This is a genomic window from Streptomyces sp. RKAG337 (assembly GCF_023701715.1).
Lineage (GTDB): Bacteria > Actinomycetota > Actinomycetes > Streptomycetales > Streptomycetaceae > Actinacidiphila.
Genome location: NZ_JAJOZA010000001.1, coordinates 6,255,539 through 6,273,581, shown reverse-complemented (window position 1 = coordinate 6,273,581; position 18,043 = coordinate 6,255,539). Strand labels below are relative to the sequence as shown.

The window sequence follows — 18,043 nt, the reverse complement described above, 5'->3', positions numbered from 1 at the left end:
CTCAGCCGGTGATCGAGTCCAGTTGCTCGGCCGCGGGGCGCAGCGCCCACAGATCGCCGCCGGGCGGGGCCTGGAGCGAGGGCACCGCCGCGCGGGCCTTCGGGTCCCCGGCGTCGGCGGCGGCATGGACGATGTCGCTCGCCGCGTAGGCTCGGAAGTCCAGTTCCGGGTGCGGCCAGGGCGCCTTGCCGGTCGCGGCGGGCAGCAGGTAGTCGACCGCGGCGGAGAGCCGCTGCCCGGCCGGACCCCGGTAGGACCACAGGTTCACGCCGACGTGCCGGCCGATCGCCGCGAGCCGGGTGAACGCCACCAGGTTGAAGGTGGAGTAGTGCCAGCTGCGGGTGCGGGAGATCTCGCCGGGCTGGCCGCCGTCGGCGGCGATCTGCGGGTCGATCCGCCCGGCCCCGGCCTTCAGCACCGTCTGCCGGGCCAGGTTGTCGTGACCGGTGGCGAGCTGGAGTGCGGCCAGCTGCATGTCGAAGAAGGTGCCGTGGTTGTTGGCGGCCGCCGCCTCCTCCTTGCCGAAGGCGCCGCCGAGCCAGCCGCGGAAGCCCTCGTACCAGGTGCGCATCCCGCCGCTGTCGCCCTGGGTCCAGCCGGGGGCTCCGGTGTCGAGGATCGCGGTCGCGTCGAGGACGCTGGTGAAGCCCTGGGAGAAGTCGATGATGCCGATCGCCCGGCCGTCGTACTTGCACGGGATGATCTGCGCGTGGTCCAGGTTCGGGTTCATGCGGGTGGCCGGATCGGTGAACCAGGTGCGCAGGATCTCGGCCGCGTGCCGCGAGTAGGCCGGGTCGCCGGTGTAGTACCAGGCGAGGCTGAGGGTGTAGGCGGACGCGAACACCTCACCGCGCTCGTCGTGGTCGGTGAGTTCGTCAACTTCGGGATTCCGCTGCCCGTCCTTCTGGACGTACGGGCATCCCATCGGGTTGTCCGCCGTCCTGGGCTGGCTCGCCCACCAGTACGGGGCCTGGCTGAGGTAGTCGTGCTTGTCTCCACCGGGCGGCGTGCGGTCCTTGTCGGTGACGGTCCAGGGCCCCTGCCCCAGCCAGCCGTCGGCCTGCGTCCGCAGGTCGGCGACGGCCCGCCGCAGCGCGGGGTCGCCCTTCGCCAGGCGCGCCTTCGTCCACCGCAGTTGCTCACCGTCCAGCACGACGGTCCGCGGTGCCTTCGGCGCGGCCCGGGTGTACGCCGGCGCGTGCGCGGGCGCCGCGGACGCCGGCGATGCCATGGGCACGAGCAGGGCGGCGAGCCCGGCCACGGTGGCGAGCAGCGCTCCCCGGCCCCAACGTCTTCCGCTCATCAAAGACTCCAATCACATACATGAATGGTGTTCACGCTGACGACCGTGTGAGCGTAGGACAGCCCTTCTCGCTTGACAACGCCCCGCACACGATTCACGGATGAGAACAGAAGGGGGAGAAAAGCCATGGATGACATCAATTACCGCGGAGGTCCGCCGGGCGGGCACCAACCGCCGGGCGGAGGTTCCTCCACCCCGGGCTTACGCTAGATTGCCCTTCCTCGGCGCCGGAGTGCCCCACATCGCCGACCGGATCAGAACTCCCCCTCTCTTTGCTGCGGCCATTACCAAGGAGGCGACCGCGACCGTGCCCGAGAAATGGGTAAGCGTCATCATTCCGGTCTACAACGCCGTCGACTTTCTGGATGAATGTCTGGAATCCGTGGTCAACCAGACGATCGGAATCGACCGTATCGAGGTCGTGGCCGTCAATGACGGATCGACGGACGGCAGTGGTGAGCTGCTCGACAGCTGGGCCGCCCGGCATCCGGAGATCCGGGTTCTGCACCAGGAGAATTCGGGCGCTCCCGGCGGCCCGCGCAACCGCGCCATCGACGCCGCCACCGGAGAGTTCCTCTTCTTCGCCGACCCGGACGACTATCTGGGCACCGAGGCGCTCGAGCGTCTGGTCGGCGCGGCCCGCCGCGACGAATCCGATGTCGTGCTCGGACGTATCCGCGGGGTCGGCAGGACCGCGGCCGCAGGACCGTTCAAGCAGAACGTCGAGCGGGGCGACATCTACAGCACCAAGGCGGTCTGGAGCCTGACCGCGCACAAGCTGTTCCGCCGCTCGCTGGTGGCCGAGCACGGACTGCGCTTCGCGGAGGGTGTCCGGCTGGCCGAGGAGCAGATCTTCATCGTGCCCGCCTATTTCGCCGCCCGGGCGATCTCGGTGGTCGCGGACTACGACTGCTACTACCTGATGATGCGGGACGGATTCCCCCATCTCACCCAGCAGGGGCCCGATCCCGAGGTCTTCTACGCGGGCATCCGCAAGGTCCTGGAGACGGTGGTCGAGAAGACCGAACCGGGCGCCCGGCGCAACAGCCTGCTCCTGCGCTGGGGCCAGGTGGAGATTCTCGGCAAGTTCGGCCGTAATTTCCCGCGTTGGCCGGAGGATCAGCAGAAGGCCTATGTGCGGCTGGCTTCCGAACTCCTCGAGGACTTCATCCCTGAGGAGGTCCTCGCCCCGCTCTCCCCGCTCCACCAGACCCGCGGCCAATTGCTGCGCGGCGGTCAGCTGGATGAACTCATCGCCCTCGCCCGGTTCGAGCAGTCCGATTGGGCGGACATCACCGAGATGGCCTGGCTGCCCGACAACCGGCGGTTCACGGCCACCCTGCGCACCCGGCTGCGGGCCGCCAGCCGCCCCGGGAAACTGGAACACCACTTCGTGCTCCAGCGGGTGGGCGACGGGCACGAGGTCGTCGTGCCCACCACGGATCCGGGCGGCGACGAGTCGGCGCTGACCTTCAGGACCGTCTTCGACGTGGCGCATCTCGGCACCGAGGTCCGGCGGCCCGGAGCCTGGAAAATACTGCTCCGGCTGAGTTACGGCGAGCGGTCCGAGGACTTCCCCGTCCGCTTCCCCGGAACGAGACTCCCGGCGGGCGCGGGCGGCCGCCGGCGGTTCGTCTCCGGCCTCCGCCCGATGCTGGTCTGGCTCTCCCGCGACCCGGAGAGCCAGGCGGAACTGATCGTCACCAACTGGCGCGGCCTCGCCGGAATGGTCAAGCGCAAGGTCCGCAAGCGGCTGTCCCGCTGACGTCGCGGTGAGGTCGCGGTGAGGTCCCGCTGAGCTGGAGCGCCGTAGCGGTCAGCCGAGGCCGCTCGGCGTGAGGTCCTGCAGCCCGACCACGCGCAGCAGCCGCAGCCGCTCGTAGGAGTCGGTGCCCGGCCGCGCCGAGTAGACGATCAGCCGCTGGTCGTGCTCGGTGCTCAGCAGGAGCTCGCAGTCCAGCTCCAGCAACCCCACCACGGGATGCTGGAACCGCTTGGACGAAGAGCGCCGGACGGCCACCTCGTGGGCCTCCCACAGCCGCGCGAACTCAGCGCTGGAGGCGCGCAGTTCCGCCACCAGGGCGGCCGGCCGGGGGTCCTCGGGCCGGGCCGCGAGCACCGCCCGCAGATTCGCCACCTGGCCGCGCGCGAGCCCGTCCCGGTCCTCGGCCGGGAACAGCTCGCGCGCCGCAGGGTCGGTGAACATCCGGCGGACGATGTTGCGCTGCCCCGGCGGGCCGGAGAACACATCGCCGACCAGCGCGGCGGCCAGCGCGTTCTGCGCCAGTACGTCGCCGAAGTCGCTCATCACCTGCGCCGGGGTGTCGTGCAGACGGTCCAGGATCAGCAGCAGCGCGGGCCTGACATGGGCGGCGCCCTCGCGGTCGTACGCCGGGTCGCCCCGCCGGTGGGCGGGCGAGGGCTCCTCCCCCGCCAGATGGAACAGATGGTCGCGCTCGTCCTCCGTCAGCCGCAGCGCGCGGGCCAGCGCGGCCAGCATCTGCCGGGACGGCCGCGGGCCGCGGGCCTGCTCCAGGCGCGCGTAGTAGTCGGCGGACATCCCCGCCAGCTGCGCCACCTCCTCGCGGCGCAGCCCCGGGGTGCGGCGGCGGGCGCCCCCGGTGAGGCCCACGTCCGCGGGGCTGAGGCGCGCGCGGCTGCGGCGCAGGAAGTCGGCGAGTTCGGTTCTGTCCACCCCTCCAGCATGCGGCCGCGGCCGGACGGTATCCAGGGACTGCTGATCCCCGGATCGACGGGTCTCTCCCGCCGCACGGCGTTCCGCCGCACGCTGGGGCACGGCGGGCACGATCCGCTGGCACGGCCGACACGGCAGATGCGAGGAGCGGGACATGCTGACTCTGGTGACGGGCGCGACGGGCGAGGTCGGACGGCGGTTCGTCCCCCGGCTGCTGGCGCGGACGGCGCCCGGCGACGCCGTCCGGGTGCTGGTACGGGACGAGGAGCGCGGCGCCCCCGCCGCCGCGCTCGGGGCGCAGGTCGCGGTCGGCAAGCTGCGGGACCCGGAGGCGGTGCGCAAGGCGCTGGCCGGGGTGGACACGGTGCTGAACATCGCGGCGGCCTTCCGCGGCGTGCCGGACGAGGAGGCCTGGGCGGTCAACCGTGACGCCGCGCTGGAGTTGGGCCGGGGCGCCGTCGAGGCGGGCGCCGGCCGCTTCGTCCAGGTCAGCACGAACCTGGTGTACGGCGCGGGGCGCGGCCGTCCGGCGGTGGAGGACGACGAGCCGCTGCCCGGCTCCCCGATGTGGGGTGCCTACCCCGCCTCGAAGTCCGAGGCGGAGCGCGGTCTGCTGGCGCTGCACCGCGAGCACGGTCTCGATGTGCGGATCGGCCGGCTCGCCTTCGTCTACGGGGAGGGTGACCCGCATCTGGCGCAGTCCCTGCGGTGGGAGGGCGGCTGGGCCGGGCACCGGCGGCTGACGATGGTGCACCACGCCGATGTCGCCCAGGGGCTGCTGCGGCTGCTGCGCGCGCCGGGAGCGGCGGGGCGGGTCTACAACATCGCCGACGACGCCCCGGTGTCCGCGGTCGAGCTGCACCAGCTCAACGGGGTGGAGCTGCCCGCCGGCATGGCGGGCCGGCCGCTGGACGACCCGTGGGAGGGCGTGGTGTCGACCGCCCGCATCCGCGACGAGCTGGGGTTCGGCCCCCGCTACCCCTCGGTGTGGACCGCGTGGGACGCGGGCGCGCTGTGACCCGGCGGTCCGGCATCACCCGTTTCAGGGACGCACCGGCGCGCGGCCGTGCCCGGTGCCCGCCGGCTGGGACGCTGGGCACATGACGACGGTGCGGCGGACGGTCCCCGGTGACGTGGACGAAGTGGTGGCGCGGATGCGCGCGCTGGATGCCGCGCTCCCGCCGCACGACGGCGTCGCGGTGTTCAACCGGGTCTATCTCTCCGTCACCGAGGAGATGCGGCGGCTGATGTCCGCGGGGGTCTTCGACGACCCGCACGCCGCCGCCGAGTTGGACGTCCGCTTCGCCGGCCGCTATCTGGCGGCGGTCGGCGCGGTGTCCTCCCGGCGCCGGGCCCCCGCCTGCTGGCGTCCGCTGCTGCAGCTGCGCGGGCACCGCGGGGTGCGGCCGCTGCAGTTCGCACTCGCCGGGATCAACGCGCACATCGGCCATGACCTGGCGCTCGCGCTGGTCGACACCTGCCGGGCCCTGGACCGTGAACCCCTCGCGATGGAACGGGACTTCGAGCGGATCGGTGATGTGCTGGTGGCCATCGAGGAGCGGGTCCGCGAGGACCTCATGCCGGGGCCCGACCTGCTCGACGTCGCCGACCCGCTGACCCATCTGGTCGGCTCCTGGAGCCTGGAACGGGCACGGGACGCGGCCTGGGCCGCGTCCCGCCTGCTCTGGTCCTTGCGGCACACCGGTGAGATGTACCGGGAATGCGTGGACCGGCTCGACGCGGGCGTGGGGCTCGTCGGCCGGTTCCTGCTCACTCCGCTGGCCGGCCGGTGACCCGGGGCCGGGGCGGACCGGGGGTCAGCCGAACTGCTTGACGGCCTGGTAGTACGTCCAGGCGAGGCTGTTGCAGGCGGCCTTCGTCACGACGTTGTAGCCGTGCGAACCGCAGACCCGCTTGAGGTCCTCGTACAGCATGCTGTCCAGCCGGGGCTTGTTGGCGCTGAACTGTCCGGCCGCCTTGTAGTTGCGGTAGCCGAAGTCGTGGTGGGCGCACCCCAGGTTGAACGGGAAGCCCAGCGGGTTGTCGGGCGACGACGAGCAGTAGTCCGTGGACCAGTCGAAGCCGTAGGCGGACCAGGCACCCTGGTTGTTGCGTGCCGAGATGAAGGCGTTGTAACTGGAGGCGCTGGTCTGGGTCCAGCTGGACAGGACCTGGGGTTTGTCGGCGGGTGCCGCGGACGCCGGAACTGCGGCGCCGGCGACGGCGATCAGGGCGGCGGCCGGAAGGGCCAGGACTACGGGCAGGCGACGGCTCATGCGCTACCTCCGGGATCCGGCGGCCCGCGTGGGGCGGGCCGCTTACTCGGAGGATTGCACCGCGAGCGGCTGGCGTCCCGCTATACGTCTCCTTAAGCCCCGGTCCCGTTACGACGTCAACCCGGCTGGCCGCACGGGGTGCCCGGCGGCGCTCAGTCCTCGTCGAGGAAGACCGGCGCGATGTCCTCGTACACGTCGCCAGGACCGGGGTTGGTCGCGTCGGTGCCGCCGCCGAAGTGGTGCATGACGCCCCACACCGCGTTGAGCGCCGTCTGGACCGCGCCCTCGGCCCAGCCCGCCGTCCAGGAGATGTCGTCGCCCGCGAGGAAGATGCCGCGCTTGTCCCGCGGCAGCGCGTCCTGCATGAAGTGGGTGAACAGCCGCCGCTGGTAGCGGTAGTGACCCGGCAGGTTCGCCTTGAAGGCGCCCATGAAGTAGGGCTCGTTCTCCCACGACACGGTCACCGGGTTGCCGATGATGTGCGAGCGGATGTCGACCTTGGGGTAGATCTCACCGAGCGAGGTCAGCATGACCTCCATGCGCTCGTTGGCGCTCAGCGGGAGCCACTTGAGGCTGTCGTCGCACCAGGTGTACGACAGGCAGATGGTCGCCGGCCGGTCCGGGCCGTCGTCGAGCAGGTACGTGCCGCGGGTCATCCGGTCGGTGAGCGTCATGCTCATCACGTCGCGGCCGGTCTGCTCGTCCTTGTCCAGCCAGAACGGCCGGTCGACCGGCACGAAGAGCTTGGACGACTCCATGTAGTGGGTGCGCTCGATCGCCGTCCAGTGGTCGATCGGGAAGAGCGAGTCATCGCAGGCGATCTTGGACAGCAGCATCCAGGACTGCGCGGTGAAGACCGCCGCCGGGTACGTCCGGATGTCGCCCGCCGCGTCGGTGACCGTGATCCGGTTGCCCGCGGTGCGGTGCAGCCGGGTGACCGCCGGGCGTGGTGTGCCGCCGTGCAGCGACGACAGCGACGTGCCGCGCTCCCAGTGGATGAGCTTGTCCGGCTCGCGGTCCCACAGCCGCAGCGGCAGCTGCTGGCTGCCGCCGACGATTCCGTGGTGGTCGTCGTCGGCGCCGGTGTAGACGACCCGCAGGATCTCCAGGATGGAGTTGGGGAAGTCGGTGTCCCAGCCGCCGGTGCCGAAGCCGACCTGGCCGAATATCTCCCGGTGCCGGAAGGACTTGAAGGCCGGGGAGTCGCAGAGGAACCCGTAGAACGTCTGGTTGTCGAGCTTCTCGACCAGCGCGGACCAGATCTCGCGGATGACGGGGACGTCGCGCTCGCGCAGGGCGCGCTGCATCGCGGAGAAGTCCGCGCCGTCCTCCAGGCACGCGTTCCAGGCGTGCATCACCTGGTGGTAGACCTCGGGCAGGTCGTCGACGGACGTGGCGTAGTGCGACTCGCCCTTGAGGTCGACGACGGTGGAGGGGGTGCCGGGCGACAGCGGGTTGGGGAACGGCCGGGTCTGCAGGCCCACCAGGTCCACGTAGTACTGGAAGGCGGTGGACGACGGCGGGAAGCGCATCGCGCCCATCTCCGCGGTCAGGTCGGCGTCGCAGCCCTCGAAGCCGACGGTGCGCAGCCGGCCGCCGATCCGGTCCGCCTCGTAGACGACGGGCTTGAGGCCCATCTTCATCAGCTCGTAGGCCGTGATGATGCCGGAGAGCCCGCCGCCGATGACCGCGACCTCGGTGCCGTGCTCGGTCGCCGGTACGGCGCCGAGCCCGGCCGGGCTCGCCAGGTAGTCGTCGTAGGCGTAGGGGAAGTCCGGCCCGAACATCGTGATCGGGGGCTCGGCCTGCGCCTGGACGTGCTGCTCGTCATGGACCGCGGTGGGCACGGACGTCATCGGGGGGTGTCTCCTCGCGAAAAAAGGGGTCAGACGAACGTCAGACGAGCGTGCCGTACAACTCGGGCCGCCGGTCGGGCAGATACGGGGTCTCGTCCCGCGCGGCCCGCAGCAGCTCCGGGTCGGCGTCGGCGATCACCAGCTCCTCGCCGGTGCCGGCCCGGGCGCGGACGGTGCCGTCGGGCCCGGCCAGACAGCTGAGCCCGGTGAAGTGGAACTCGCCCTCGGCGCCGCAGCGGTTGGCGTAGGCCAGATGCAGCTGGCTTTCGTACGCGCGGGCCGGGACGAGGGTCTGTGCGACGAACTCGTACGGGCGCATCAGCGCCGTGGGGACGACGAGCAGGTCGGTGCCCGCGAGGGCATGGGCCCGGACGTTCTCCGGGAATTCGACGTCGTAGCAGATCAGCAGCCCGATCCGGGTGCCGTCGAGGTCCGCCTGGACCACGGCGGTGTCGCCGGGGGTGAAGTGCTCGCGCTCGAAGCCGCCGAACAGATGGGTCTTGCGGTAGTTCGCCAGCGCGGTGCCGTCCGGGCCGATGAGCTGCGCGGCGTTGAAGACCGCGGTGCCCGCCCGCTCGGGATAGCCGTACACGATCGCGATGCCGTGCTCGGCGGCGATCTCCGCGACGCGCAGCGCGCCGGGACCGTCGGCGGGCTCGGCCAGCCCGGGTATCCGGTCACCGAGCGCGTACCCGGTCAGGTACATCTCGGAGGTGGCGAGCAGCCGGGCGCCGGAGGCCGCCGCCCGCCGGGCGGCGCGGTCCAGCGCGGCCAGGGCGGCGCCGGTGGAATCCGGAACGCCGCCGGGGCCCTGGTACAGCGCGATGCGCAGCGGCGGCATGGATCCTCTTCGTCGCTCGATGGTCCGTTCGGGGTCTCCTAGACGGTACGTTTCCGGCCACCCGCGCAACAAGATCTGAATCTTGCGCACCTACCAGCGATCCGTTGCGTCTCGGAGCCGGCCGGCGGCGATCCGTTGCGCAGGTGTTCCAGGCCACAGCCCGGGACGACACGGCCTAGGTCGGCGAGCCCGAGGTGTAGCGCCGCAGCAGCGGCGACAGCACCAGGACGGACTTGGTCCGCTCGACGAACGGCTCCCCGGCGATCCGTTCCAGCACCCGCTCGAAGTGCCGCACGTCGGAGGCGAAGACCTGGACGAGGGCGTCCGCCTCGCCGGTGACGGTCGAGACGGTCGCGACCTCGGAGTAGCGGGCGAGACCGCGCAGGATGTCGCCGGGGCCGGTGTTGCGCCGGCAGTAGATCTCGACGAACGCCTCGGTCTCCCAGCCGAGCGCCGCCGGGTCCACCCGTACGGTGAAGCCGGTGATGGCGCCGGAGGCCAGCAGCCGGTCCACCCGGCGTTTCACGGCGGGGGCGGAGAGCCCGACCTGGGTGCCGATGTCGGCGTAGGAGCGGCGGGCGTCCTCGGCAAGGGCATGGACGATGCGTTCGTCGAGATCATTCAGGCGCACAGCGGGTGGTTCACACTTCTTCTCGGGCGAGCTGGGACCGGCGCATGCCGTACGTGAAGTACAGCACGAGTCCGCCGGCCATCCAGATTCCGAACCACTTCCAGGTCTGGGCGCCGAGGCTGGTCATCATCCACAGGCAGAGCAGGAAGCCGATGGCGGGGGTGACCGGGGAGAACGCGACGCGGAAGGTGCGCGGCAGGTCCGGCCGGGTGCGGCGCAGAATGATCACCGCGACGTTGACCAGGGCGAAGGCGAAGAGCGTGCCGATGCTGGTGGCGTTGGCGAGCTCGCCGAGCGGCACCAGGGCCGCCAGGATGCCGCAGAAGAGCGAGACGATCACGGTGTTGGCGCGCGGGGTGCCGGTCTTCGGGTCGACCTTCGAGAAGATCTTGGGCACCAGGCCGTCGCGGGACATCGAGAACAGGATGCGGGTCTGTCCGTAGAGCACCGTCAGCACCACGCTGGCGATCGCGATGACGGCTCCCGCGGCGAGCAGCACCGCCCAGAAGCTCTGGCCGGTGACCTGGCGGAGGATCTGCGCGAGGGCGGCGTCGGCGTCGCTGAACTGCTGCCACGGCATGGCGCCGACGGCGACCAGCGCCACCAGGCAGTACAGCACCGTGACGATGAGCAGCGACAGGATGATCGCGCGCGGCATGTCGCGCTTGGGGTTCTTGGCCTCCTCACCGGCGGTGGAGGCGGCGTCGAAGCCGATGTACGAGAAGAACAGCGTGGCGCCGGCGGCGCTGACACCCGCCATGCCCAGCGGCATCAGCGGGTGGAAGTTGCCGGCCCGGATGCCGGTGAAGGCGACCGCGCAGAACAGCACCAGCGAGGCGATCTTCACGACGACCATGACGGTGTTGACGCGGGCGCTCTCCCGGGCGCCGCGCAGCAGGAACGCCATGGAGAGCAGCACGACCAGCAGCGCGGGGATGTTCACGACGCCGCCCGCGCCCGGCGGGTTGGCGAGCGCGTCGGGGATGGTGACGCCGATCGTGCCGTCCAGCAGTTCGTTGAGGTACTGGCCCCAGCCGACCGCGACCGCGGCGACCGACACCCCGTACTCCAGGATCAGGCACCAGCCGCAGAGCCAGGCGATGAACTCGCCCATCGTGGCGTAGGTGTAGGAGTACGAGGACCCGGAGACCGGGATGCTGCCCGCCAGTTCGGCGTAGGAGAGCGCCGAGAAGAGCGCGGTGAACCCGGCGATGACGAAGGAGATCACGACCGCGGGGCCGGCCTTGGGGACGGCCTCGCCCAGCACCACGAAGATGCCGGTGCCGAGGGTCGCACCGATGCTGATCATCGTCAGCTGCCACATGCCGAGGGAGCGCTTCAGCTCCCCGCCGTCACCGTGGCCGCCCTCGGCGACGAGCCGGTCGACGGGCTTGCGCCGCATCAGCCTGCCGCCGAAGCCGCCGCCGGGGGTGGGGCCGCCGGGGGCGGGATGCGCCCCGGTCCGGTCGGGGGTGGACGGCGCTGCGCCAGTTCGTGCCACTGCGGAGGCTCCTTGGTCGTGCCGGCTCGGACGGCGGCGGCGAGGTCGCGGCGGCACCGTACGGGAGTGCGCGTCCCGGCGCACTACCGGTGGGAACCGCCGAGCTTGGGGTCGCCACCGCTCCACGTACAGGGCATGACCTTACGAGGTATGACGAGTGGCGGTAATGCGGGTCTATTGCGCATCTGCGGATGATCGTTGCGCGAAACCGCCGGAGTGCGCCGAATCATTGCCCCCGGTGCGACAGGTCGTTGCGTTGTCCGCTTTGTGTGGGTGTGAACGCGAGAGCGCCGGACCGGCTGGAGTCCCAGCCGGTCCGGCGCTCGGCGTGCTGCGTCATCAGCTCCAGCTGGCGTGCAGGGCCTTGCCTTCGGCGTAGCCGGCGGCGCTCTGGATGCCGACGATGGCCTTGTCCTCGAACTCGGCGAGCGAGCCCGCGCCCGCGTAGGTGCACGAGCTGCGCACCCCCGCGATGATCGAGTCGATCAGGTCCTCGACGCCCGGACGCGTCGGGTCGAGGAACATCCGCGAGGTGGAGATGCCCTCCTCGAAGAGCGCCTTGCGGGCCCGGTCGTACGCGGACTCCTCGCTCGTGCGGTTGCGCACCGCGCGGGCCGAGGCCATGCCGAAGCTCTCCTTGTACAGCCGCCCGTCGGCGCTCTGCTGGAGGTCGCCCGGGGACTCGTAGGTGCCGGCGAACCAGGAGCCGACCATCACGTTGGACGCGCCCGCGGCCAGCGCCATGGCGACATCGCGCGGGTGCCGGACGCCACCGTCGGCCCAGACGTGCTTGCCGTACTTCTTCGCCTCGGCGGCGCATTCCAGGACCGCGGAGAACTGCGGGCGGCCCACGCCGGTCATCATGCGGGTGGTGCACATCGCGCCGGGGCCCACCCCGACCTTGATGATGTCCGCGCCGGCCTCGATGAGGTCGCGCACCCCCTCGGCGGCGACGATGTTGCCCGCCACGATCGGCACCTGCGGGTCGAGGGCGCGTACGGCCCTGACCGCGGTGAGCATCGACTCCTGGTGGCCGTGCGCGGTGTCGACGACGAGCGTGTCGACGCCCGCGTCGAGCAGCTGCTTGGCCTTGACCGCGACATCGCCGTTGATGCCGACGGCGGCGGCGATGCGCAGCCTGCCGTTCGCGTCGGTGGCGGGCGTGTACAGGGTGGCGCGCAGCGCGGCCTTGCGGGTCAGGATGCCGACCAGCCGGCCGTCCGCGTCCACGGCCGGGGCCAGCTTGCGGTTGGCGGCGTCGAGGCGGTTGAAGGCCTCGCGCGGGTCGATGCCGGCGTCCACGAGCAGCAGGTCGCGCGTCATCACCTCGGACAGCTGGGTGAAGCGGTCCACGCCGGTGAGGTCGTGGTCGGTGACGACGCCGACCGGACGGCCGTCCTCGACGACGACGCCCGCGCCGTGCGCCCGCTTGGGCAGCAGCGACAGCGCGTCGGCGACGGTCTGGTGGGGAGCCAGCGTGATCGGGGTGTCGAGCACCAGGTGGCAGCTCTTGACGTACGCCACGACGTCCGCGACCACATCGATCGGGATGTCCTGGGGGATCACGACGAGACCGCCGCGGCGGGCGACCGTCTCGGCCATCCGGCGGCCCGCGATGGCCGTCATGTTCGCGACGACCAGCGGGATGGTGGTGCCGGTGCCGTCGGGGGACGCGAGGTCCACCGCCTGCCGGGACCCGACCGCGGAGCGGCTGGGCACCATGAAGACATCGTCGTACGTCAGGTCGTAAGGGGGCTTCACATCATTGAGGAATTTCATACTGGCTGCCTCACCTGCGGTTATACGTCTGGGGCGGGTGGGGAGTCAGCACCGAACCAGCGCCGTCCAGGCTGCGGCTCCTACGCCATCATCGCCGATGCGACCAAGTTCTGGCGAACCGGCGCCCCCCGTTCTGTGCCTTCCACCAGGGGGCTCAGGCCTCGTTTGTGGCTTCCTCCACGATCACGTGGAGGGGGGTGTCGGTGTGCTGCCAGAAGTCGGAGGCGTCCCGGAGGATCTGAGTGACGATGCGCCATTCGCGGGGCGAGGCGGCGGCGTACTCCTGCCAGCCCGTGACCCGCAGCCGGCGCCGGGTGGCGGCCGGGCACCAGGACAGGTCGGTCAGGCAGTCCGCCAGGGCGTCCCAATTGCGGCCGAAGTACTCCGGCAGGGACAGCGACCGGACGCAGCGGTCCATGAACTCGTGCCGGGTGGTGACACCGGCGAGGTCGAGCACGGTGGCCGTCACCGCAGCACCGCCTTGAAGGTCTGGTAGTGGTCGTCGGTGTAGTAGAACTCGCCGCCCTCGCCGGTGATGATCCGGCGGGCGCCGCGGTCGCGTGAGCCCGGGGTCGTGACGGTGTACTCGTGGTAGTAGCCGGACTTCTCGCGGGGCAGCTCCTTCTCGAAGTTGCTGAACACGGCCCCGTCCTTCGGGTACGGGTACGGGCCGCCCCGGTCGATCAGCGCCAGGGTGTTCCGCGCCTCGGCGGGCAGCCGGCCGGCCGCGACCGTCGCCCGGCCGGCGGCCCAGCCGGGAACGGTGGCGGTGGGGCCGTAGCCGCTGCCGGCGGACGTCGGGGAGCGCGTCGCGGTCCCCGTACCCGTCGTCCCGGTGGGCATCCCGGTGCCCGCCCCGGTGTGGCTCCCGGTGGGCGAGGAACAGCCGGTGAGGAGCACGACGAGGCACATCAGGAGCGCGGCGGCGGCCGCGCGCGTGGCGGACCGCAGCAGCATGCGGCCGATGCTGCCACACGGCCCCGGCCGGAGCACGGTGGCGCGCGCGGTCAGACGGTGGGCGTGACCTGGGGACTCGCGGCGTCCGGCGGACCGCCGAGGGCCAGCTGGGAGACCAGCCGGTAGCGGTCGCCGCGGTAGATGGCGTGCGTGTACTCGAAGAGCCGGCCGTGCTGGTCGCGGGTGACGCGCTCCGAGGACAGCACCGCCGCTCCGGCGCTGATGCCGAGCAGCGACGCCTGCACGGTGTCGGCGGACAGCGCCTCGTGGATCTGCTCGGCCGCGGAGGGCTCGATGCCGTAGCGGTCGCGCAGCAGGGAGTAGAAGGAGCCGCTCTCGACGTCGTCCGCGCTGGCGCCGGGCACCAGTTCGCTGAGGACGTGGATGGTCTCCAGCGCCATCGGCTCGTCGTCGACCAGCCGCTGCCGGGCCACCCGCAGCACGGGGGTGCCCGCCTCGACGCGCAGCCGGCTCCCGATGCTCATGCCGGCCGGGATCACCGAGTGGTCGAGAACGCGGCTGGTCCACGCCCCCGGGGCCGCCGGGTAGCCGGACTGATCGGCGGCCGGCGCGGTCACGATCCGCTGGGAGATCTTCGGCGTGCCGACGAACACCCCGCGCCCGTGCTCGCGCACCAGCCAGCCGTCCTTGACCAGTTCGTCCACCACGGCGCGCAACGTCGGCCGGGACGTCTCGAGTTCGACGCACAGCTGCCGTTCGGCCGGGATGGCCTGCCCCACCGCGCGGGCCCCGATCAGCGAGATCAGGTGCTCGCGGATCAGATCGCGTTTTCTCAGTCCGGCAGTCATCGGGTACGCCGCTCCCGCGCAGTGAGCACACAGTGGCCAATCTTGTGCCGTCAGCTTAGGTCAGCAGACAGGTTGGCGTAAATAAACTGACCACTTATTGACCAATTGACGGTTCCTGGTCCACCATCACCCCAGCGCCATCCCCCCACTGGTCAGGATTCCGACCACCGTCACCGGAGGCCAGCACCATGCGCAATCGCCGACTTCTCACCGCCGCCGCCGCGGCCGCCGCCTGTACGGTCGCGGCCTTCACCGCGGGATCGGCCATGGGTTCTCCCGCGGGCCGCACACCCGCCCCGGTCCACGCCGCCCGCGCCGCCGCGCCCGCCGTCCCGTCCGGTGTCCAGCTGCAGGGCTGGCTCTACCCCGGCTCCGCCGGTGAGCCGCAGTGCTCCGGCCAGGCCGAGTACGCCGACAACCGGCTCAAGAGCGGAGCGCTCAAGCCCGAGTACTGGGCGGTCCAGCCCAACGGCACCCTGCTCCTGGAGACCACCGCCCAGGGCCTGTGCAACGCCTACAGCGCGGCCAACGTCGCCGATCTCAAGGCGCATTCGACGTACCAGTACCCGACCGTCTCGGGCATGGACACCCCCACCGTCCGCGCCCTGGTGGGCAGTTCGGCCCGGCGCGGCCAGGCAGTCCAGCAGCTCACGGCGATGACCGTCAACGCCGGACTGACCGGTATCGATGTCGACATGGAGGACTACTGGTCCTGGTCCACCGGCGACTTCGCCAACTACCGCACCTTCCTCACCCAGCTCGCCACATCGCTGCACGCCTCCGGCAAGCGTCTGCAGGTGGACGCCCCGGCCATGACCGAGGACGCGCCCTACTACGACTACGCGGCGGTGGTCGCGACGGGCGTCGACGAGCTCGCGATCATGGCGTACGACGACGAGTACGACTCCGACGCCGGCGGAAAGTGCAAGCCCATCACCCCGTACGCCTGGCTGAAGCAGGTCGTCCAGTACGCGCGGAGCAAGGTGCCCGACCGGGACAAGCTGGTCATCGGGCTGCCCTCGTACGGCTACAGCGCCCCCGCGTCGTGCGACACCTCGGCCATCGAGGGCAACATCCCGTTCAGCGTGATGCGCGGCAAACCCGGCTGGTCGGGCAACGCGCCCACCGTCGAGCAGCGCCGGGACAGCGGGTCCGGCGAGATCCGCTGGACCTCGGGCGGGAAGCTCTACGACTACGTCGACCAGACGTCGATGGACCGCAAACTGCAGGTCCTCACCGGCCTCGGCGTCACCAAGGTCTCGGTGTGGTCGCTCGGCGGGAACCCCTGGTTCACCCGCTGAGTCCCCCAGCTACCGCTGGGAGGTGCCCCCACAGCTACCGCTGGGAGGTGCCGCACAGCTACCGCTGGGAGGTGCCGCACAGCTACCGCTGGGAGGTGCCGCACAGTTACACCTGGGAGGTATTCCCAGCCGGACACGGGCACGTGCGACCCCGGCGGACTACGGTCCGTCGGGGTCCGCGCGGTCCAGGGCGGGGCGCGGGGCGGCGCCGGTCGAGTACAGCAGGTGGTCGGCCGCCGCGGTGTCCGTCACCAGGCTGGTGACCAGCCCGGAGCGCAGCACCGCGTCGATCGCGGCGGCCTTGCGCAGCCCGCCCGCGATGGCCAGCACCTCGGGGATCCGGCGGAGCCGGTCCGCCTCGATGGTGATGCAGCGTTCGCCCAGGTCCCGGCCGACCCGGCGCCCCGCGGCGTCGAACAGGTGCGAGGACATCTCGGCGGCGACGCCGAGCCCCGCGTAGTGCGCGCGCTCGGCGTCGGTCAGCGCGTCATGGACGGTGGAGATGCCGGCCGCCCAGGAGCCGATCGAGACCACCGCGACCGTGACCTTGTCGAAGTACCCCATCGCGGCGGCGATTCCGCTCTGCGCGCGCAGCGTGGCGGCCGTCGCCGGGTCCGGCAGCACCATCGGCGCGTACAGCGGGTGCGCCTCGCCGCCGGAGACCGCGGCGGCGGTCCGCACCGCCTCGACGGAGCCGCGCTCGGCGGTGCCCACGTCGTACACACCGGTGAGCTGGACGACGGTGCACGGCGGCAGCCGGTCCAGGGCGTTGGCCATCGTGATGATGGAGCGGCCCCAGGCCAGGCCGAGCACATCGCCCTCGGTGACCAGTTCGCCCAGCAGGTCTGCGGCGACCTTGCCCAGGTTCTCCGGGTCGGGCGCGTCCGACTGCTCCGGCGGTGTCTCGACGACGACCGCGTGCCGCAGGCCGTAGCGGGCGCGCAGCGCGTCGGAGCGCTCGGCGTCCAGCTCGGCCGGGACCCGGATCTCGATCCGTACCAGGTCACGTTCGAGGGCGGTCTCCAGCACCCGGGCCACCTTGAAGCGGCTCACGCCGAACTCCTCGGCGATCTGGATCTTGGACTTGCCCTCGAGGTAGAAACGGCGCGCCATCGCTGCGGCCTGGACCATCTCGCCGGGGCCCATGCGCACCTGTGTGCGGCCTGTGGTCACGTTGCTCTCCCCAGTTGCCCATCTGATCGGCTCCGCGCTCATCCTCGCAGATGGCGCGGTGTTACGGACGCGTAGCCGGACCGTCAGTGGGTACAGGCCGCCGAGGCCAGCTCACGCAGCCCCCGCACCGCCGCCGCCGGGTCGTCCGCACCGTAGACCGCCGAACCCGCGACGAAGACGTCCGCGCCCGCCTCGGCACACCGTTCGATGGTCCGCTCCGACACCCCGCCGTCGATCTGCAGCCACAGCTCCAGGCCGTGCTTGTCGATGAGGGCGCGGGTCCGGCGGATCTTGGGCAGCATGATGTCGAGGAACGCCTGACCGCCGAAGCCGGGCTCCACCGTCATGATCAGCAGCATGTCGAGCTCGGGCAGCAGGTCCTCGTACGGCTCGATCGGGGTGGCGGGCTTGAGTGCCATCGACGCCCGCGCGCCCTTCGCCCGGATCTCCCGGGCCAGCCGCACCGGCGCGGCCGCCGCCTCGACGTGGAAGGTGACGGAACCGGCGCCCGCCTCGACATAGGCCGGGGCCCAGCGGTCCGGGTCCTGGATCATCAGATGGCAGTCGAGCGGGATGTCCGACGCCCTGCTCAGCGACTCCACGATCGGCACACCGAGCGTCAGGTTGGGCACGAAGTGGTTGTCCATGACGTCGACATGGAGCCAGTCGGCGCCTTCCACGGCCTTCGCCTCGTCGGCGAGCCGGGCGAAATCGGCGGAAAGAATACTGGGGTTGATCTGCACGCTCATATGTCCAGCAAACCAGATGCCGGAGAGTCCCAGAGCACCGCCCGCACAAGGAACGCGCCCGTTCCGTAAAATGCCGGAACGATCTCGAACACCGGTGCCATGCTGGATCACGAACCGCTCTCCCCTCAGGACTTCGGGAGGGCCGACGGAGCGTACGCAAAGCGGGGGACTC

Annotated in this window: 17 protein-coding genes; 4 read left to right on the top strand and 13 right to left on the bottom strand. The window is 71.4% G+C overall.

The genetic code is table 11. The features are described 5' to 3' along the window. Position 1: 1 nt before the first annotated feature. Positions 2-1,303, bottom strand: coding sequence for an alginate lyase family protein (locus tag LNW73_RS27930; protein ID WP_250991768.1), 1,302 nt, complete (start codon positions 1,301-1,303; stop codon positions 2-4). A 307-nt stretch (positions 1,304-1,610) separates the two neighbouring features. Between LNW73_RS27930 and LNW73_RS27925 the strand changes: the two genes are divergently transcribed. Continuing rightward, positions 1,611-3,068, top strand: coding sequence for a glycosyltransferase family 2 protein (locus LNW73_RS27925; RefSeq protein ID WP_250974943.1), 1,458 nt, complete (start codon positions 1,611-1,613; stop codon positions 3,066-3,068). A gap of 51 nt (positions 3,069-3,119) precedes the next feature. Here the strand turns inward: LNW73_RS27925 and LNW73_RS27920 are convergent, their stop codons facing one another. Continuing rightward, complete coding sequence (locus LNW73_RS27920) at positions 3,120-3,998, bottom strand: helix-turn-helix transcriptional regulator (RefSeq protein ID WP_250991767.1); 879 nt, start codon at positions 3,996-3,998, stop codon at positions 3,120-3,122. A 154-nt stretch (positions 3,999-4,152) separates the two neighbouring features. Here LNW73_RS27920 and LNW73_RS27915 point away from each other — a divergent pair, with 154 nt between their 5' ends. Further along, positions 4,153-5,016: an NAD-dependent epimerase/dehydratase family protein gene (locus tag LNW73_RS27915; RefSeq protein ID WP_250991766.1), complete on the top strand. Its 864-nt coding sequence runs from the start codon at positions 4,153-4,155 to the stop codon at positions 5,014-5,016. 82 nt (positions 5,017-5,098) lie between these two features. Beyond that, positions 5,099-5,791 (top strand): DUF5995 family protein, encoded by a 693-nt coding sequence (locus LNW73_RS27910; protein ID WP_250974946.1) that lies wholly within the window; start codon positions 5,099-5,101, stop codon positions 5,789-5,791. Between the two features lie 24 nt (positions 5,792-5,815). On the opposite strand, the gene LNW73_RS27905 is transcribed toward LNW73_RS27910, so the two are convergent. The 9 genes from LNW73_RS27905 to LNW73_RS27865 form a co-directional block, all read right to left on the bottom strand. Further along, positions 5,816-6,274: a phospholipase gene (locus LNW73_RS27905; protein ID WP_138353013.1), complete on the bottom strand. Its 459-nt coding sequence runs from the start codon at positions 6,272-6,274 to the stop codon at positions 5,816-5,818. Between the two features lie 152 nt (positions 6,275-6,426). Beyond that, the gene (locus LNW73_RS27900) at positions 6,427-8,130 is read right to left on the bottom strand and encodes a flavin monoamine oxidase family protein (protein ID WP_250991765.1); all 1,704 of its coding nucleotides are present in this window, start codon (positions 8,128-8,130) and stop codon (positions 6,427-6,429) included. Positions 8,131-8,170: 40 nt separating this feature from the next. Then, positions 8,171-8,971 (bottom strand): carbon-nitrogen hydrolase family protein, encoded by an 801-nt coding sequence (locus LNW73_RS27895; RefSeq protein WP_250991764.1) that lies wholly within the window; start codon positions 8,969-8,971, stop codon positions 8,171-8,173. 175 nt (positions 8,972-9,146) lie between these two features. Further along, positions 9,147-9,602: an Lrp/AsnC family transcriptional regulator gene (locus tag LNW73_RS27890; protein ID WP_250974949.1), complete on the bottom strand. Its 456-nt coding sequence runs from the start codon at positions 9,600-9,602 to the stop codon at positions 9,147-9,149. A 10-nt stretch (positions 9,603-9,612) separates the two neighbouring features. Then, positions 9,613-11,103 carry an amino acid permease gene (locus LNW73_RS27885; protein ID WP_250991763.1) on the bottom strand — a complete coding sequence of 497 codons (1,491 nt, stop codon included), beginning with the start codon at positions 11,101-11,103 and terminating at the stop codon, positions 9,613-9,615. Between the two features lie 339 nt (positions 11,104-11,442). Further along, positions 11,443-12,882, bottom strand: a complete 1,440-nt coding sequence (locus tag LNW73_RS27880) for a GuaB1 family IMP dehydrogenase-related protein (protein WP_250991762.1) — start codon at positions 12,880-12,882, stop codon at positions 11,443-11,445. A gap of 154 nt (positions 12,883-13,036) precedes the next feature. Next, on the bottom strand, positions 13,037-13,351 hold the full coding sequence (locus LNW73_RS27875; RefSeq protein ID WP_250974952.1) for a barstar family protein: 315 nt from the start codon (positions 13,349-13,351) through the stop codon (positions 13,037-13,039). Further along, the gene (locus tag LNW73_RS27870) at positions 13,348-13,839 is read right to left on the bottom strand and encodes a ribonuclease domain-containing protein (RefSeq protein ID WP_250991761.1); all 492 of its coding nucleotides are present in this window, start codon (positions 13,837-13,839) and stop codon (positions 13,348-13,350) included. Before LNW73_RS27870 ends, LNW73_RS27875 begins: the two co-directional genes overlap by 4 nt. A 50-nt stretch (positions 13,840-13,889) precedes the next feature. Further along, complete coding sequence (locus LNW73_RS27865; RefSeq protein WP_250991760.1) at positions 13,890-14,648, bottom strand: GntR family transcriptional regulator; 759 nt, start codon at positions 14,646-14,648, stop codon at positions 13,890-13,892. 188 nt (positions 14,649-14,836) lie between these two features. On the opposite strand from LNW73_RS27865, the gene LNW73_RS27860 reads away from it, so the two are divergent. Then, entirely contained in the window at positions 14,837-15,949 is a 1,113-nt protein-coding gene (locus tag LNW73_RS27860; protein ID WP_250991759.1) for a glycosyl hydrolase family 18 protein, read from the top strand. A gap of 159 nt (positions 15,950-16,108) precedes the next feature. On the opposite strand, the gene LNW73_RS27855 is transcribed toward LNW73_RS27860, so the two are convergent. Both LNW73_RS27855 and rpe read right to left on the bottom strand, forming a co-directional pair. Further along, positions 16,109-17,095: a sugar-binding transcriptional regulator gene (locus LNW73_RS27855; protein WP_250980073.1), complete on the bottom strand. Its 987-nt coding sequence runs from the start codon at positions 17,093-17,095 to the stop codon at positions 16,109-16,111. A 110-nt stretch (positions 17,096-17,205) separates the two neighbouring features. Then, on the bottom strand, positions 17,206-17,871 hold the full coding sequence (gene rpe / locus LNW73_RS27850; protein ID WP_250974956.1) for a ribulose-phosphate 3-epimerase: 666 nt from the start codon (positions 17,869-17,871) through the stop codon (positions 17,206-17,208). Positions 17,872-18,043: the final 172 nt, after the last annotated feature.

What these genes read in the sequence shown, in the direction of transcription:
- LNW73_RS27930 (WP_250991768.1), bottom strand. Translation starts at nt 1,303, where the DNA reads ATGAGCGGAAGACGTTGGGGCCGGGGAGCGCTGCTCGCCACCGTGGCC.
- LNW73_RS27915 (WP_250991766.1), top strand. Translation starts at nt 4,153, where the DNA reads ATGCTGACTCTGGTGACGGGCGCGACGGGCGAGGTCGGACGGCGGTTC.
- LNW73_RS27910 (WP_250974946.1), top strand. Translation starts at nt 5,099, where the DNA reads ATGACGACGGTGCGGCGGACGGTCCCCGGTGACGTGGACGAAGTGGTG.
- LNW73_RS27905 (WP_138353013.1), bottom strand. Translation starts at nt 6,274, where the DNA reads ATGAGCCGTCGCCTGCCCGTAGTCCTGGCCCTTCCGGCCGCCGCCCTG.
- LNW73_RS27900 (WP_250991765.1), bottom strand. Translation starts at nt 8,130, where the DNA reads ATGACGTCCGTGCCCACCGCGGTCCATGACGAGCAGCACGTCCAGGCG.
- LNW73_RS27895 (WP_250991764.1), bottom strand. Translation starts at nt 8,971, where the DNA reads ATGCCGCCGCTGCGCATCGCGCTGTACCAGGGCCCCGGCGGCGTTCCG.
- LNW73_RS27880 (WP_250991762.1), bottom strand. Translation starts at nt 12,882, where the DNA reads ATGAAATTCCTCAATGATGTGAAGCCCCCTTACGACCTGACGTACGAC.
- LNW73_RS27870 (WP_250991761.1), bottom strand. Translation starts at nt 13,839, where the DNA reads ATGCTGCTGCGGTCCGCCACGCGCGCGGCCGCCGCCGCGCTCCTGATG.
- LNW73_RS27865 (WP_250991760.1), bottom strand. Translation starts at nt 14,648, where the DNA reads ATGACTGCCGGACTGAGAAAACGCGATCTGATCCGCGAGCACCTGATC.
- LNW73_RS27860 (WP_250991759.1), top strand. Translation starts at nt 14,837, where the DNA reads ATGCGCAATCGCCGACTTCTCACCGCCGCCGCCGCGGCCGCCGCCTGT.
- LNW73_RS27855 (WP_250980073.1), bottom strand. Translation starts at nt 17,095, where the DNA reads ATGGGCCCCGGCGAGATGGTCCAGGCCGCAGCGATGGCGCGCCGTTTC.
- rpe (WP_250974956.1), bottom strand. Translation starts at nt 17,871, where the DNA reads ATGAGCGTGCAGATCAACCCCAGTATTCTTTCCGCCGATTTCGCCCGG.